Genomic DNA, 14807 nt, shown 5'->3' with positions numbered 1-14807 from the left:
GGCGCGCGCCATCAGTACGGCGCAGCCAGCGGGCGGGACAGGCGCGGTGGCCTGCGGGCGATCGTGCGCCTGCGGCCTTCGCGCAGGCGCACGCCCATATCCGCCCCGCCGGGCAGGCAGATCACGTTGGATGCCGCAGGCGACGACATATCCATGCCCAGGGCTTCGGCAAACAGCATGACGTAATGCGCCGCCTTGTCATTCCACGACACATCGTATCCCGCGCCATTCAGCTGAAGCTGCCGCCAGGCCGGGCGGTTGCGCCGGTACAGCGTGCGGGCACGCGCGACACCGGCGACCAGCGTCTCCCCATCCACCGGCGTGAACAGGAAGCCCGTCGCCCCACCACGCGCCAGGGCAGCAGGATTGGCATCCACAATGGTATCGGCCAGGCCCCCCACGCGTGATGCAATCGGCACGGCCCCGTAATGCAGCGCACCAAGCTGGGTCAGCCCGCAGGGTTCAAACCGCGAGGGGATAAGCAGGGCATCCACGCCAGCGGGCACGCGGTGGCCCAGCACCTCGCTATACCCGATATGGCAGGCAAACCGCCCGGAATACTGCCGATGCAGGGCGGCAAGGCCGCGCTCGATTTCCCGATCCCCTTCCCCCACCACAATGATCTGGGTATTGCCCGCCAGCAGCCGCGGCATGACATCAGCCAGCAGGTCGATGCCCTTCTGCGCGGTCAGGCGACTGACAATGCCGATCACGAATGCATTCGGGTCCGCCCACAGGCCGAATTCCGCCTGCAGGTCACGCTTGTTGGGCGCGCGCCCGATCATGTCCCCCACGACGTAGGGAAAATGGACCGCGGGATCACTGGCCGGATTCCACGTATCGGTGCTGATGCCGTTCAGGATGCCCTCCAGCCGGTCGCTGCGGTGGCGCAGCAGGCCGTCCAGCCCCATGCCGCCTTCGGGTGTCTGGATTTCCTGCGCGTAGCTGGGGGAAACGGTGGTGATCCGGTCGGCATGGTACAGCCCGGCCTTGAGAAAGCTGATCGCGCCATAGCACTCGCACCCTTCGACCGAAAACGCCCCGGGCGGCAGGCCGAATTCCGCCAGGCAGGACGCGGGGAAGCGCCCCTGGAAGGCAAGGTTGTGAATGGTCTGGACAACGGGCGGGCGCGGCGTGCCCAGCGCGATGCCGTCATGATACAGGTAGGCCGCCACAAGGCCGGCCTGCCAGTCATGCGCCTGCACGATGTCGGGTCGGTACTGGTCGATCCGGCCCTGCGCGATATCGGCGGCCATGCGCGACAGGACCGCGAAACGGATGCCGTTATCGGGCCAGTCCTGCCCATCGGGGCACATATACGGGTTGCCCGGACGGTCAAACAGGGCGGGCGCGTCAAGGATCAGCAGGTCCAGCCCGTCCACTGTGGCGGACCAAAGCGTGGCGGCATGTCCCAGCAGGCTGTCCATATGGGCAACCGCCCGCCGTTCGCGCGCCGCCGCCATGACGGCGGGATAACCGGGCAGCAGCGTCGTAACCATGACACCATAGGGCGCAAGCGCCATGGGCAGCGACCCCGTTACGTCACCAAGCCCCCCTGTCTTGACGAAGGGAAACATCTCTGCCGTGACGGACAGCAGCCGGATCGGGGAAAAGAAAGGGGTAACCGCACGGACCATCGGCCTGTTTCCTTGCAGGGGGAAAAACCGGTCATATTTTCTGGTTCTGTGACAGTTAACGGGTCATTACCGGCATGGTCTCACCTACACGGTTATGTGATCATGCGGCCGCTACGTTATTACTTTGAAATATTCAAAAATATGCCCGAAGATAATAAAACGGCAATTATGTGGCGACATGACCAAATACAGGTCCGAAATTATTATTTTACGCCGGTGACCATCATGTCTATTTCTGCCATGCGATGAAGGACGCTTCCAGCGGAATGGACACATCGGGATGAAAACCCGTGACCCGTGGCGTGTAATCCGTTGCAGGCCGACTGGCGTCCACCTCCGCGTCATAGGACACAGACCCGTCCCGTCCGCCAGCCCCCGGTGTCATGGGCACGACGATGGGGGCGCCGGCGGGGACAACAGCATAAAGCTGGACCCGCACCATATCGGGCGTAATCGAGCCCAGATGAAGGTCAACATGGATACGCCAGCGATCCGCCACGCGCGTCACCTGCAACGTGCCAAAGCGTATGTCCGCCCATCCTGCCGCCATTGCCTGCCGCCAGTGCCCGATATCGGCTGCTTTCGCCCCACCATCAGCCAGCCGCGCGCGATAGGCGGCGGCGGCAGGCAGATAGAACCCGTGCGTATAGTCCCGCACCGCCCTGTTGGCTGAAAAACGCGGGGTCAGCCGCGCCATGCTTTCACGCATGATCGCAACCCAGTCCCGTGGCACCCCTTCCCCGTCGCGCTGGTAAAACAGGGGGACGATTTCGTGTTCCAGCAGGGTGTACAGGCTGTCCGCATCATGGGCGTCGCGCGACGGGCCCTCGCCATGGTCCATGCCGTCGCCAATGACCCAGCCTACATCCGGTGCGCCCGCTTCCGCCCACCACCCGTCGGGTTCGGACACGTTCAGGCCGCCATTGACAAGAACCTTCATGCCGCTGGTGCCACAGGCTTCCCACGGGCGCAGGGGGGTATTGATCCACAGATCCACCCCTTCCACCAGCCGTCGCGCAATGGACATGTCATAATCCACCAGAAAGGTCGCATGTCCCTGCACGTCGGGGCGGCGGATAAACTCCATCCACCGGGCAATCAGCGCCTGTCCCGCCATGTCGCGCGGATGCGCCTTGCCCGCGATCACCAGCTGCACGGGCCGGTCCGCGCGGATCAGGATACGGGCCAGCCTGTCGGGGTCATGCAGCAGCAGGTCCGGACGCTTGTAGGTGGCGAAACGCCGCGCGAACCCGATGGTCAGGACATCCGGGCCAAATGCTGGCGGTGGCATGCCGCATTCATGCCGCCCGCCCATGAAGCAGGCCCGCGCGCTGTGCTGGCCCACCATGAACCCCACCAGTGCCGCGCGGGCCTGCATGCGGCTGTGCCACAGATCATGGTCGGGAATGGCGCGGACGCCGTGCTCCACTTCCTCCAACGTGCCAAGCCAGCGGTCCTTGCCCGTGGCGCTGGTCCACAGGGCATCGGCGGCGGCGCTGTCCCACGTGGGCACATGCACCCCGTTGGTGACATGGGAAACCGGTACCTCGCCCTGCGGCCAGCGGGGAAACTGCGGGTTGAACAGGGCGCGGCTGACCTGTTCATGCAGGCGGCTGACGGCATTGACCGCGCCACTGACGCGCAGCGCCAGCCAGGCCATGTTGAAGGGCGCATCAGGGGCCGCGCCTTCCCCCTGTCCGAGCGCAAGAATTTCGGCAATGTCCGTACGCAGGTCATGACAGGCGTAAAAGTCCAGATGCCGCCGGACCAGTTCGGGGGCAAAGCGGTCAAATCCGGCAGGCACGGCAGTATGGGTGGTGAAGACCGTACCTGCGCGGGCGATGGTCAGGGCATGGACAAAGGGGATGCCAAGATCCTCCATCAGCCCGCAGGCGCGTTCAAGGGCAGCGAAGGCGGCATGGCCTTCATTAAGGTGGCAGACATCCGGCCGCAGGCCCAGCACGCGCAGCAGGCGCCACCCCCCTATGCCCAGCACCATTTCCTGGCGCAGGCGCAGGGTGTCGTCGCCACCATAAAGCTGGGTGGTAATGCAGCGGATGGCGGGCGGATTGTCGGGGTCATTGGTGTCCAGCAGGTAAAGGACCGTCCTGCCCACCCGCGCACGCCATGCGCGCAGCCAGATCTGCCCCGTGGCAATACGGAAGGGCACGCGCAGCCGGTCGCCATTGCCATCACATACGGGGGTAATCGGCAACTGGGCGGGATCGTTGATGGGATACAGGGCTTCCTGCTGTCCCGTTTCGGAAAAGCCCTGCCGGAAGTACCCCTGCGCATACAGCAGCCCCACCGCCACGACCGGCACGCCAAGGTCGCTGGCGGCCTTCAGCTGGTCACCCGCCACGTTCCCCAGCCCACCGGAATAGATGGGCAGGGCCTCGTCCAGCATGTATTCCATGCTGAAATAGGCAATGGTGGGCGGCGGCGCCATGGTGCAGGCCTGCATGAACCATGCCGGTTTTTCCCGGCTTTCGGCATGGGCGCGCACCAGCTGGTCAAGCATGTCACGAAAATCGGGCGTGGCCAGCAGGGCGCGCAGGCGGCTGCGTGGCGTATTGAGCAGCACGGCCCATGCATTGCGCGTATGATCCCATATATCGGGCGCAAGCTGCCGCCACAGCCGGTCGGTGGCGTGATTCCATGTCCAGTGCAGGTCCAGCGCCAGATCGGTCACCGCCTGTTCCCCACTGGTATTGCATGGTGCCGTCATATCGCTCATGGCGCTGCATTCGTGCTGGAGGCGAACATCCCGGTGGTGGATCCCTGCCCATTACGGGGCGAACGCGCACGGTCCGGGGCGGTTGCACGCGGCCCGTTGCCATGGCTGGTCTGCGGTCACGCGCGATCGATTCCTGTCCCTACCCTCTGGACAGGGGCCGGGTCATGCGGGATCAATCAGTTCCCTTTTTATATCCCCACCTGACAGAAGGAGGACCGACCGTGACATGGGTTCCTGATACACAGCGATATGCACATGCCCAGTTCCGCCGCTGCGGCCATTCCGGGATAAGCCTGCCGCCCATATCGCTGGGGCTGTGGCACAATTTTGGTGGGGAGGACGTGTTCGAAACCGGGCGCGCGGTGATCCGCCGGGCATTTGACCGGGGAGTGACGCATTTTGACCTGGCGAACAATTATGGTCCCCCTTACGGATCGGCCGAGGAAAATTTCGGCAAGATCCTGAAACACGACCTTGCGGCACACCGCGATGAACTGATCATTTCATCCAAGGCGGGATGGGACATGTGGCCCGGCCCGTATGGGGAAGGTGGATCGCGCAAGCATATCCTTGCCTCCGCCGAGCAGAGCCTGAAGCGGATGGAACTGGATTATGTGGATATTTTCTATTCACACCGCCCCACCCCCGATGTCCCGCTGGAGGAAACGGTCGGTGCGCTTGTGCAGCTGGTCCGTCAGGGCAAGGCGCTGTATGTCGGCATTTCGTCCTACAGCCCCGAACGCACGCGCGAAGCCGCCGAACTGCTGCGCGCGGAAGGCGTGCCACTGCTGATCCACCAGCCGTCCTATTCCCTGCTGAACCGCTGGATCGAGGTCTCCCTGCTGGATACACTGGCTGAACTGGGGGTGGGGTGCATTGCGTTTTCGCCACTGGCGCAGGGGCTGCTGACCAATAAGTACCTCCATGGCGTACCGGAAGGATCACGTGCGACGGCCGGTTCCTCCTTCAGCCGCGACATGTTGAGCGAGGACAACCTGTCCCATGTCCGCGCACTGAACGATATTGCCGCAAAACGTGGGCAGAGCCTGGCGCAGATGGCCATTGCGTGGGTACTGCGCGACCCGCGCGTGACATCCGCCCTGATCGGCGCGCGCAATGTCGCGCAACTGGACAATTCGCTGGATGCGCTGGCGAACCAGTCCTTCAGCACGGATGAACTCGCCCTGATCGACCGGTACGCGCGGGACGGGAAAATCGACCTGTGGCGCACGGTCAGCACGCTGTAAAACAGACCACGCACCGGCAGGACGGCGGAAGATTATGGGCGCGCCTGCCATATCCGCACCCTTCTGGCGGTCCTGCCGGATCAGATCGTGATGTGGGAGCGGACATCCTCCGCCACGAGATCACACGCCTGCCCTGCCAGCACGACCTTGCCACGGTCCTGCACGGGCAGGATATGCGGCACCGCAACCTCCAACGGCCGCCCGCCGCGGCCCAGCCCCCTTGCCACCAGCATGCCATTCCATGCGAATGCGGCAAACCCCGCGCATTCGAGGGCAGTCAGCCGCAGCCGTAGCACGGGCCAGCACGTCCATGGCCTGCGGGCTGACCAGCACCAGCGTCGCGACAGCCCCCTGTCCGCCCATGACGGCGGGTTGCGCCAGCAGGGCCGAAACATCCATGCTGTCCAGCCGCAGCATGTCTTCGAGCAGCAGTTCATTATCGCGCCGGATGGACAGGCGGTCACGCACGCCCAGCCGCGACAGATGCTCACCCGAGCCCTGGCGGCCGAATATCCGGTTTCCCAGGAAAAGGGAGGAGGCGGAGCCTGCCATGTCCACCGCCATGTGACGGTGAAAGCGGCTGCCATCAAAGGAAGATCGTGCCATGCGGAAGCCATTCCAGCCGCGCATTGGCGGCAACATGGCACGAGACCGCGATTTCAGCAGGCGCGTCATCAGGATGGGCGCGATAGATCCGCTCCGCCGCCTGCGATGTCACCAGCAGGTTCGTCGCCTCGCCACAGGCAAGATGACCCTAGATACGGTCGCCTGCGGCAACGCCACCGGATATGTTGATGATCGCGGCCCCCGTCCCCTGTCTCGCAATACGCGAAAAAAAGCAGGCGGCAGCACCCCGCCTGCTCCAGGTGGGCCATGCGCGTACGCGAACCCTCGGCCCTGACGTCCCGCCCGAACCGCCCTCCTGCACGCTGGAGAGGCGTAATCACAAACTCCACTTCCATCCAGATCCGACCACGGTAACCTTACAGACCCTGCATGACAGGTCCGTTGCGTAAAATTGCACAGGACACGCCGCACGGGGCGTCCGGTCGGGTCGATGATATCGGGATGGATCAGGTAGATGCAGCAGGAACTGAACGGATGCCGACCCTGTATCTGGCCGGCACTCGTATCATGCATGACGTCATGTTCATGTCAGTGTATCAAAATCTGGGTAGCGGGATCTGTGGAAAGAACCAGCATACCATGGCGATCAGCGTGACAAAGAAGACGACCATGCACCCAACAATAAAACCATGCCGTTTCTGTTCACGCGTCGTGAATGGCGGCGCGTTGGTGGGATTGACAGGCGCACGCCCGTCGCGCGGATTTCCGTCGGATGAATACTTCATTGGAACCATCCTTTGCCCGATATCCGGGTTCAGCATCATGCATTGCGGAAAGGTGTAGCCAACGGGGCAGCATGGCCACGAAAACGATATCCCGTCATCTATTGCGGAAGGGACTTTGCCGCCCGCAGGTGATTTTCAAGCATGGGCAATGTATTGCTCGCCCATGTTTTCAGGGATGCGTTTTCACCATGTTCAGCATAGCGACGGAACAGGGAGACGGCATCCTCGTGCCCCGAAATCTGGTCCGTTCTGTACTGTAGCGCGAAGTCCCGCCCATGCAGGCCCTTGAGCTTGTCAAGTTCGTCCTGGTGGCTTTCATCAAGCGCGGTCGGTGGCTGTACCTGCACATTACCGCTGCGCAGAAGATCCTGCAGGGCGGCGGATGTCTTTTTATGGTCCTCGACCATTCGCGTGGCAAATGACGACAGGGCCGGGCTGTTGCCCTGCAGCGCCAGTTCGCTGGACTGGATTTCAAACATGTCGCTGATTGTGGCAAGCTTGATGAAATCCTCGGTCCGCGGGGCAATGCCCATAAGGGAATTGACCCCCGTCTTTTCGGGTATGGACTGCGCCACGGCGGGAGCGGACATGCATATCGCCAACCCCAGCATTGCCATCATGCTTTTCTTCATTGGGATTCCTCCAGATGGTTGAAAACGGACATGATCGCGCGCAACGGCCCCGCCATCGCGGCAGGTCGGCACAGGGACCATGCTGCCCGGCAGGTTCGTAAGTATCCGGGCCAGACAGATCAGGTATGGAAAACGGGGGGCACCGTCGGCTGCATCGGACCATACGGGCGGGCTGCCGGTTCCCCCAAAAAAAGCGGACCCCGTAAAGGGACCGCCCGTTCTGTTCAGGATTTTTCGCGGCCGTGGCCCGCATCATACCGGCAGTCGGCCATTGCCATATGCCGGGGGGCATCGACGCAGTTGCCCGGCATGTGCGCAGCCGCGCCGCCATCACGGTCGGCAAAGGTCATTGCTGTCAGACTGGTGCGTTCGCGCTGGTTGATGCGATAAACCATGATCGTTCACCTTTTTACAGCGCGGTTGCCTTAATAAGATCCTTGTTTTTCCCCGGCCCCATTCGGGGCCGTGATCGGGAAGCAATCCTGCATACCTACGCTGTGAACAGATCAACGGAACAGGACATGGACGGTTCCGGCACCATCCATCAAAATAAAAAAATAATATTACATCATTGGTTTATGAATTGGATATCGGGTTCATAATATAAAAACCGGGACGTCCCCCATCCCTCCCTTGAAACCGTTGCGGGCGGGAAGCATGTGAAAAGACAGGATATGACTGTCAGCGCAGCGACGGACGCACCCGGCCCGAAGAGATACCTGCGCAACCCGCCCACAGGAATAACGGAACCACTCAATGCAACATCTGTCACGCTTCGCCTTTGCCTGCGCAAGTGTCATGCTCATGCTGCTGGCGCTCCTGCTGCTGACATTCGGCATGGTCAACCTGCTGTCCGCGCTGGGCCATTCATGGCATGCGGGCCGGAACGCCATATTGCAGGCCATAAGCTATGTCGTGATTGCAGTCGCGGTATTTGACGTGGCGAAATATTTCGTCGAAGAAAATATTAGCGCATTGTTTTAATTCATTAATTTTCCAATCAGGTTTCAGTTTTGCGCAAACGTATGGCGAACGTGATCGGAAACCATTCTTGTACTTTCATGCATCTTCCCCTATAATCACCCAGCTGCGGCACCCATCCGGTTGGTGCAGGTCACGATGCCGCAGCACCGCATTTCTAGAGACCCTCGGGTCGCAGTGGGTGGAAGCCCCGCACCAGTTTCAGGTTCCAGATGCTGCGGCAGTGTGGATGGACATGCCGTGCCCCTAATGAGGTCAACCCGATGCGCTTGGGAAACATGACATTTAGGATGCGGAAGCAGGCACGAATATCGGGTGAGCCCGACGCCGTAGCCGGTATCAAGCCCGGCCCGCAGCAATCTGGCACAGAGCGGCAGGGCCTTCGGGTTCCTGCCGTTTCTATTTCCTGCACCCTCTCCGCAAACAGAACAGCCGGCGCAGCCAGCGCCAGATCATCGCCGGACGCCAACGAACGGCGCGACCGGCGCGCGCCCGGCGCATTCATCAGCGGTCCAGGTATCAATAATCGCCTGCACCCTCCCTCGCAGTTCCTCCCGATCGGCAATCAGTCGGGCTGCCTCAGCGTGCCGGGCATCATCATTCTGCGCGAACATGGACGCCTCATAGCCAAGCTGACGGCCCATCTCCACATCCGGCATGGATGATAGTGGCGCGTAGGACACTGGCAGGCTAACCTGCTGCCCGCGCACTCGGTTTGCATCGGCCTGCACGCCGAACGTGGGCGCGGTCGTGATTGCCTCCACGCTGAACTGTCCGCCCTGCGTGAACTGACCAGACAGTTGCAGAGTCACGTCCCCCGCAATCGTTCCCACCACTGGATCGGACCGTCCCTGACTGCACTGTGCCGACCGGACGGCGCGAATGAACAGGGCGTCCTGATCCTCGGTCCAATCGCCCGCGTGCGATACCGATACCACCCCTGCCTGCGCCAGACTGGTCTGAATGCCTGCCATGGCCTGTGGGATGGTGGTTGCTACGCGGGCCGGGTGGACAGCGCACCCCGACAGGCCGACCATGCAGGCGAACAGGAAGGCTGCGCGGTCAGACCGGTTCACGATACACCCCGCAGATATGCCGCATTGGCCTCAACCAGCGCAGCCCAGTCATCGCCAGCCGGATACAGACCACCGGGCGCGTGCAACTGACCCCATGCCAGCCCATGCACTTCCATGATGCGGGAACGGACCCAGCGCCATGTGGCTTTCTGCTTGCTGCCCCATGTCAGGAGCGTCACAAGGTCGGTGCCAGCCGTGCCCGCGTAATCCCACAGCAGCAGGCAGTGGCCGCCCGCGCTGCCCGGCGTCGGATCGCCATGGTCAGCCGGACTGTCCGTATCCCATACTGGCGGCAGGTTGCCGTCCTGATCCTCCCACATATCTGCCGTGGCCAGTTGCACACCCAGATAGGCGGCAGACAGACCGGCAGTGATGTTGCGGATACCGTTCAGGTCGCCCGGATCGGCGCTGCCCCAGCATGGATACAGGGTCTGGTCTGTCAGGGCGCATCCGTCGCGAGAAGCCGATGTCAGCACATCAACCTCCACGCCACCGTTGTCCGTGTTCGGGTTGCCTGGCACGTAGCCGGTGGACTGGCTGTAGAACCGGATTGCCGCGTCTGTGGTGATGCCTGCCACGTCAAAGCCGGATAGGGCTGCCGTGGCGTGCATGTGGTTGAAGATACCTGCCGATGTGCAATCCCCCAGCGCGTCATTGCCGAGCATGGCGGGGTGCGGGTCGATATGGTCACGGATCAGCCGCGCCGGAGCCTGCCGGGAGCAGAACCCGCGCATTACGGACAGATGCGGCTGGCCGGGCCGGTGTTCAGCCGGGCGGCAGCCGAGGAAGCGTTTTGTCATGGTGTTTCCAATAAAAAAGGCGGCTCCGAAGAACCGCCTTGTGGTTATGCAATTTGCCTGTGTGGCACGGGCCGAAGTTCTATCGGCTCCACGCCAATCCCACGCTTACGCAGGAACGCGCACCGGGCCTGTTCAACCACAGCCTTGATGCCCAGACGGCAGCGGATGTGCCGGATCAGGTCATTCCGCCGCCACTTCGCGTTGGCATCGTTCGGTCGGCCCTTGAGATGCGTTTCCCACGCCTCGCAGTTCGCCATCCAGATCAGCAGTTCTTCGTCCTCTGGATAGTGCCCGCTGATCGGGTTTTCCTTGAGGGCTACACTGTTGCGGTTTCCGGTTTCTTGGCGAAAGGGGCGCGAGTATCCTGTTCAACCAACTTTCCAGCCAAAGCAAGCTCGGCCGCCTTATTCACATCCATGTATCGCTTGATCTGCTCGGCAATGTCGGGTGACCACTTGAGAACCTGCTGCGCGCCCTTGCCGCGCTTGCGGGTCTCGTCATACATCCGGCCATATGGCTTCCCACGTTCAAGCATCTCATAATTGCTTGATGTGCTGGATGCGCCCTCTACCTTCACCTGGTAAGACATGGCGATCAGCGCCTTGTTGACAGCCTGCCCGCTCATACCGATCATCTTTCCGATCTCGGTAACGGTCTTATGGTTGGTCTGGTCCGGCGCCTCCATCGACGTGATGCCGAGCGTTTCGCATGGGTTCTCACCGCACTTCTCGTAAGTAGCGCGACCTGCTGCAATCCAGCACTGGTTGGGGTCCGCATTAGGGCGAAGGGAAGCGATGCGGTGATAGCGAGCAAATACAGTGTCGATTGCAGGGGCGCGTTTACGCTTGGCGTCCCCCTTCGCCCGGAAATAGACGTTCACCAGTTCGCGCTGGACGTTCCATGCCAGGTCATCCGTGAAGGGCTTCACCAGCATTAGGTAGCCGCTTTCGGTCAGGAGTATTCCCTTGGGCGTGCGAGGTGGGAAAACGTCTGTCAGCGACTGACGACGAATTTCGTCGGCAGTGAGTTCGACGTAATCTTCCCCTAAAGAAAAATGCTTTTTGTTGCTACGGAAGTTACGGCTTGCCGTTCCCTCAGGGCGTTGGTGCAGATCGTCGATCATGGCAAACGACACGACGCGCCGGCCCTTGAGATCGACCGGAGAGACTGACTTGCCGTTGATGGTTATTTCTTTGGTCATGCCGCGTCTCCCTTGTCTTCTTCCGCTTCCTCAAATGCACGCACGGCATTGACTGCCATTACTGTCGCGATCTCCATAGCGTCTTCTGTTTTTATCCCAGAAATATTCGCCATTTCAGCTATGGCTGTCGCCGCGCCCTCAACCGGACCTTTAAGGTCAATCTGCTGCTTACCCTGTTCATGATATGATTTTCCGATACGCCATCCGATCCGGGCATACGTATCTATGGTCAGAACGCTGTCGCGCAGGTTCTGAATGACTGGACTATAGTTTTTTGAAGTGCTACGTTTCTGCATAGCTGTATTCCTTATTCAGCGTGAGAGGCATCGGGGATAGCTGCCAGGCGACCCGGTGCCTTTTCTTTTTCCATTTCCTGCCGAAGCAAGAAGGTGATGTGCGCGCCCATCGTGCGCTCCTGCTGCTTTGCGCGGGAAGATAGGAAATCTTTAACTTCTGGCGCTAATCGAATGTGGATCATGGGATCTGTTCGGCTCATGGCTCCTGTATCCATTGGTTATATTATCTGTATAACCAATGGTTAGTATTGCAGTCAATATCCAATGGATATATTTTTTTTGTCCATGACAAAACGAGACCCCATGATCCACGTCCGCGTGCCGGACGAACTGAAGGCTACGCTTGAGAAATCAGCGAAAGCGAACGGGCGCTCTATGAATGCCGAAATCGTGTATCGACTGGAAGAGAGCGTTAATCCTTCGACAAAAATGGATTTGACCCTGAGTGGAATGGATGCTCCGGCACCTCAAAAACCATTCCGCGACAAGCAAGGTAATATCACCGTTGGCCTGAAAGTTATTGACCACCCCACAAAGGGTCATCAGATTCGAGTGACTCACTTAAATGATGTAGACCCAGACTAAAGCGGCAGATGATTTCCGACAGACAGAAGCCATCCGCCGCCTGATCGCGAAGGGCCTTGAGGTGGAGAAGGGCTGAATAATTGTAACAATGGAAGCCGCACCGTCTGAGTAGACGGGGCGGCATCTAAAATGGGCCTGCGCCATTTATGAGAGATGTGGCAATCTGCCTCCCATCCATGTTATGCATTCATTCACGATGCATATAAGGCTCTCATCGGGGAGAAAATCAGTATGGCTAATCATGCGCGGCGCTTGATAGCGAGCACCATTGCCGGGTTTGCGGGCCTGCTCACTTTCGCAAGCCCGGCTGAATATCACCCTGTCCCAACGGCAAACGAGATCAGTGCGCGCTCATGGAGCCGAGTGGGTTCGTCCTTGCGTAGAGCAATGAAAGACGCGGATGCCCGAACACCATCCATTGCAAAATCCCTCACCCCAGACGCCTGATAAGGTTACCGCGAACGTCGGACCGATAGCCGGTCATCCCCTTTTGGGTGTCGCAGGCGCAACGGCAGTTTTCCAACAGCACAGCGGTCCCCTGCCTACCGCAAGTGAGCTTGCGGCATATGGCGCAGTTCAGTCGGATATGCCTGAACGCATCCTGCGTATGGCAGAACAGAACGCCGCCGATGAGCGAGTCAGGCTGCAACGGGAACAGACCCAGCGCTTCTGGATGGATATGACTGGCCGCCTGCTCGGCTTTATATTCGCGATGGGTGCGCTCATATCGGGGGTGATTCTATGCCTGAATGGCCATGATGCGGCAGGCGGGAGCATTGGGGCTGCAGCCGTTGGAGGGACGGTTCTGGCCTTGATTACCGGGAAATCCGTTCAGAACCTCAAGAAGTGAGGATGATGTTCATGGATATTATCGCCTTCGTCGTCATGCCTATCGTTCTGGCAGCTGGCGGAACCATTCTCGCCAAAATGCCCATCAGAAATTGAGGAACATGAAAAAGCGTAGGTTTATCCCCGTCCCTTAAATGGGTCGGGGTTTCTTTATTTGGACTGGGGCTGACGGGACCAGCTAAGGCGCAGGCGGCCCAAGCGTGTCTTGCGCGTGCTTTATTCGTCGGCAGGCGGCCTCAAAATACTGCGGCTCACATTCTACTCCAATAAACGGGTGCCCGGAGCGGACAGCCGAAATCCCCGTGGAGCCGCCACCCATGTATGGATCGAGTATCAGGCCGCCCTTCGGTACGCGGGCCTGCTCGATGCACCACGTCATCAAGTCTACTGGTTTTTGTGTTGGGTGGACGCGAGATACCGCAGCCTGACCGCTACGTTCACATTGGGTTTCGTAGCCTCTTGATATACACAATCCATCCCAAAGATGGCGGAAAATACGCATAGGTTTGCCGGTCGTATTAATCCAAGCACATTCGCCGTCACCTTGACTGCGTATTTTCCCAGTGGGCATTTTGTCCCAACACAGCCATGATCCTTGTGGGAGATGGTCAGCGAACTTGTGCGCACCCCAAAGTAAAACAATTTCAGACATTGAGATGAGATGTTTGGGGTCAAACGGCTTATCGTCACCGTAGATACCGCTTGGATAGAGGCGTGCACGATCTTTGATTGCTCCTCCCCCCGTTTTCGGTATCCGAACGTCTCCCCTGCGGACATTTGTGTTTACTGTCTGCCCATAAGGGGGGTCAGAAATGACCGCAGCGGGACGTGGCAGATCGGTAATGTCCTGCCATTTACCGAGATACAGGGTAGCAAGCCCTATGTGTTCAACGTGAATATTGTTCATCGTAAATAATCGCTGGAAACCCCGGCGTTCAGGCTGGGGAGGAAATCTGATTTTCTGTTCACAGTATGACCCCTCTGTGTTATTCTTTGCATGTCCCGCGATAACCAAGCGGAGCATGTTGAAATGATTTCGATGTTTAAACAGGGGGAACACTCCTGTCGTGGAGCCAGCCACAAGGCTGACGTTGAAGCGAGAACTATCCGGGAAACCGGAAATCCTCGTCCTTTAGGACGGGGGAGATGTTAATTATTTGGGTCCGATGGATCAGGCTCAGGCGGCCCAAGTGTGTCGTCAATCTGTCGCCTGCGCTGATGTTCCCGCCATGCAGCGATGCCGAACGCCAACACCTGCGAGAACGCCGCGCCGGTCAGGAACAGGCCTAGACCGGCGAGTGCGTGGGTGGTCATGGCGCGTTACTGTCTTCATCGCGCGCGACCGAAAGGCGGCGCAGGCCGTCGCGCAGGATGCGGTTATCGCTGGCGAGGAATGGCAGCCCGTGACGGTCGT

General features: G+C 60.1%; 18 protein-coding genes. 4 read left to right on the top strand and 14 right to left on the bottom strand.

The annotated features are described in order from the left end of the window. Positions 1 to 11: 11 nt before the first annotated feature. A complete protein-coding gene (gene glgA / locus CFR80_RS10595; RefSeq protein ID WP_010513375.1) occupies positions 12 to 1637 on the bottom strand; it encodes a glycogen synthase GlgA in 1626 nt (541 codons plus the stop codon). Between the two features lie 229 nt (positions 1638 to 1866). Further along, positions 1867 to 4374 (bottom strand): alpha-glucan family phosphorylase, encoded by a 2508-nt coding sequence (glgP, locus tag CFR80_RS10590; protein WP_110507326.1) that lies wholly within the window; start codon positions 4372 to 4374, stop codon positions 1867 to 1869. 221 nt (positions 4375 to 4595) lie between these two features. Here glgP and mgrA point away from each other — a divergent pair, with 221 nt between their 5' ends. Then, positions 4596 to 5621 (top strand): L-glyceraldehyde 3-phosphate reductase, encoded by a 1026-nt coding sequence (mgrA, locus tag CFR80_RS10585; RefSeq protein WP_010513377.1) that lies wholly within the window; start codon positions 4596 to 4598, stop codon positions 5619 to 5621. A 120-nt stretch (positions 5622 to 5741) separates the two neighbouring features. Here mgrA and CFR80_RS19835 read toward each other — a convergent pair whose 3' ends face one another. The 5 genes from CFR80_RS19835 to CFR80_RS19315 form a co-directional block, all read right to left on the bottom strand. Continuing rightward, positions 5742 to 6227, bottom strand: a complete 486-nt coding sequence (locus tag CFR80_RS19835; RefSeq protein WP_157132895.1) for an urease accessory protein UreD — start codon at positions 6225 to 6227, stop codon at positions 5742 to 5744. Then, a complete protein-coding gene (locus tag CFR80_RS19830; protein ID WP_157132896.1) occupies positions 6208 to 6339 on the bottom strand; it encodes an urease accessory protein UreD in 132 nt (43 codons plus the stop codon). The genes CFR80_RS19835 and CFR80_RS19830 overlap by 20 nt, the downstream gene beginning before the upstream one ends. Before the next feature lie 445 nt (positions 6340 to 6784). Then, on the bottom strand, positions 6785 to 6973 hold the full coding sequence (locus CFR80_RS19320) for a hypothetical protein (protein WP_010513379.1): 189 nt from the start codon (positions 6971 to 6973) through the stop codon (positions 6785 to 6787). 98 nt (positions 6974 to 7071) lie between these two features. Beyond that, a complete protein-coding gene (locus CFR80_RS10570; protein WP_048855968.1) occupies positions 7072 to 7605 on the bottom strand; it encodes a DUF4142 domain-containing protein in 534 nt (177 codons plus the stop codon). 224 nt (positions 7606 to 7829) lie between these two features. Beyond that, positions 7830 to 8000: a hypothetical protein gene (locus CFR80_RS19315; RefSeq protein WP_010513381.1), complete on the bottom strand. Its 171-nt coding sequence runs from the start codon at positions 7998 to 8000 to the stop codon at positions 7830 to 7832. Between the two features lie 361 nt (positions 8001 to 8361). Here CFR80_RS19315 and CFR80_RS10565 point away from each other — a divergent pair, with 361 nt between their 5' ends. After that, positions 8362 to 8589, top strand: a complete 228-nt coding sequence (locus CFR80_RS10565) for a hypothetical protein (RefSeq protein WP_010513382.1) — start codon at positions 8362 to 8364, stop codon at positions 8587 to 8589. 449 nt (positions 8590 to 9038) lie between these two features. Here CFR80_RS10565 and CFR80_RS10560 read toward each other — a convergent pair whose 3' ends face one another. The 6 genes from CFR80_RS10560 to CFR80_RS18910 are packed head-to-tail and all read right to left on the bottom strand — an operon-like array spanning position 9039 to position 12159. Further along, positions 9039 to 9662, bottom strand: coding sequence for a hypothetical protein (locus CFR80_RS10560; protein WP_110507324.1), 624 nt, complete (start codon positions 9660 to 9662; stop codon positions 9039 to 9041). After that, positions 9659 to 10462, bottom strand: coding sequence for a hypothetical protein (locus CFR80_RS10555; protein ID WP_110507323.1), 804 nt, complete (start codon positions 10460 to 10462; stop codon positions 9659 to 9661). The genes CFR80_RS10560 and CFR80_RS10555 overlap by 4 nt, the downstream gene beginning before the upstream one ends. 44 nt (positions 10463 to 10506) lie before the next feature. After that, on the bottom strand, positions 10507 to 10719 hold the full coding sequence (locus CFR80_RS10550) for a hypothetical protein (RefSeq protein ID WP_258367770.1): 213 nt from the start codon (positions 10717 to 10719) through the stop codon (positions 10507 to 10509). A gap of 59 nt (positions 10720 to 10778) precedes the next feature. Beyond that, a complete protein-coding gene (locus CFR80_RS10545; RefSeq protein ID WP_110507322.1) occupies positions 10779 to 11663 on the bottom strand; it encodes an ORF6N domain-containing protein in 885 nt (294 codons plus the stop codon). Beyond that, entirely contained in the window at positions 11660 to 11959 is a 300-nt protein-coding gene (locus CFR80_RS10540) for a hypothetical protein (RefSeq protein ID WP_110507321.1), read from the bottom strand. The genes CFR80_RS10545 and CFR80_RS10540 overlap by 4 nt, the downstream gene beginning before the upstream one ends. Before the next feature lie 11 nt (positions 11960 to 11970). Continuing rightward, the gene (locus CFR80_RS18910; RefSeq protein ID WP_146221635.1) at positions 11971 to 12159 is read right to left on the bottom strand and encodes a hypothetical protein; all 189 of its coding nucleotides are present in this window, start codon (positions 12157 to 12159) and stop codon (positions 11971 to 11973) included. 85 nt (positions 12160 to 12244) lie between these two features. Here CFR80_RS18910 and CFR80_RS10535 point away from each other — a divergent pair, with 85 nt between their 5' ends. Then, entirely contained in the window at positions 12245 to 12544 is a 300-nt protein-coding gene (locus CFR80_RS10535) for an Arc family DNA-binding protein (RefSeq protein WP_181418198.1), read from the top strand. A 400-nt stretch (positions 12545 to 12944) separates the two neighbouring features. Further along, complete coding sequence (locus CFR80_RS18905; RefSeq protein ID WP_146221634.1) at positions 12945 to 13394, top strand: hypothetical protein; 450 nt, start codon at positions 12945 to 12947, stop codon at positions 13392 to 13394. A 177-nt stretch (positions 13395 to 13571) separates the two neighbouring features. Here CFR80_RS18905 and CFR80_RS20145 read toward each other — a convergent pair whose 3' ends face one another. Next, positions 13572 to 13895 carry a DNA methyltransferase gene (locus tag CFR80_RS20145; protein WP_373636474.1) on the bottom strand — a complete coding sequence of 108 codons (324 nt, stop codon included), beginning with the start codon at positions 13893 to 13895 and terminating at the stop codon, positions 13572 to 13574. Positions 13896 to 14807 lie beyond the last annotated feature (912 nt).

This window comes from Komagataeibacter oboediens, assembly GCF_003207815.1.
In the GTDB taxonomy this organism is placed as follows: domain Bacteria; phylum Pseudomonadota; class Alphaproteobacteria; order Acetobacterales; family Acetobacteraceae; genus Komagataeibacter; species Komagataeibacter oboediens.
The sequence above is the reverse complement of the archived record's forward strand: the minus strand, read 5'-3'. Positions and strand labels throughout refer to the sequence as shown.

Excerpts from the sequence above, each read along its gene's own strand:
- glgA (WP_010513375.1), bottom strand. The coding sequence starts at position 1,637 with ATGGTCCGTGCGGTTACCCCTTTCTTTTCCCCGATCCGGCTGCTGTCC.
- glgP (WP_110507326.1), bottom strand. The coding sequence starts at position 4,374 with ATGAGCGATATGACGGCACCATGCAATACCAGTGGGGAACAGGCGGTG.
- CFR80_RS19835 (WP_157132895.1), bottom strand. The coding sequence starts at position 6,227 with ATGGCACGATCTTCCTTTGATGGCAGCCGCTTTCACCGTCACATGGCG.
- CFR80_RS19320 (WP_010513379.1), bottom strand. The coding sequence starts at position 6,973 with ATGAAGTATTCATCCGACGGAAATCCGCGCGACGGGCGTGCGCCTGTC.
- CFR80_RS10570 (WP_048855968.1), bottom strand. The coding sequence starts at position 7,605 with ATGAAGAAAAGCATGATGGCAATGCTGGGGTTGGCGATATGCATGTCC.
- CFR80_RS19315 (WP_010513381.1), bottom strand. The coding sequence starts at position 8,000 with ATGGTTTATCGCATCAACCAGCGCGAACGCACCAGTCTGACAGCAATG.
- CFR80_RS10565 (WP_010513382.1), top strand. The coding sequence starts at position 8,362 with ATGCAACATCTGTCACGCTTCGCCTTTGCCTGCGCAAGTGTCATGCTC.
- CFR80_RS10555 (WP_110507323.1), bottom strand. The coding sequence starts at position 10,462 with ATGACAAAACGCTTCCTCGGCTGCCGCCCGGCTGAACACCGGCCCGGC.
- CFR80_RS10550 (WP_258367770.1), bottom strand. The coding sequence starts at position 10,719 with ATGGCGAACTGCGAGGCGTGGGAAACGCATCTCAAGGGCCGACCGAAC.
- CFR80_RS10545 (WP_110507322.1), bottom strand. The coding sequence starts at position 11,663 with ATGACCAAAGAAATAACCATCAACGGCAAGTCAGTCTCTCCGGTCGAT.
- CFR80_RS10540 (WP_110507321.1), bottom strand. The coding sequence starts at position 11,959 with ATGCAGAAACGTAGCACTTCAAAAAACTATAGTCCAGTCATTCAGAAC.
- CFR80_RS18910 (WP_146221635.1), bottom strand. The coding sequence starts at position 12,159 with ATGAGCCGAACAGATCCCATGATCCACATTCGATTAGCGCCAGAAGTT.
- CFR80_RS10535 (WP_181418198.1), top strand. The coding sequence starts at position 12,245 with ATGACAAAACGAGACCCCATGATCCACGTCCGCGTGCCGGACGAACTG.
- CFR80_RS18905 (WP_146221634.1), top strand. The coding sequence starts at position 12,945 with ATGCCCGAACACCATCCATTGCAAAATCCCTCACCCCAGACGCCTGAT.
- CFR80_RS20145 (WP_373636474.1), bottom strand. The coding sequence starts at position 13,895 with ATGCGTATTTTCCGCCATCTTTGGGATGGATTGTGTATATCAAGAGGC.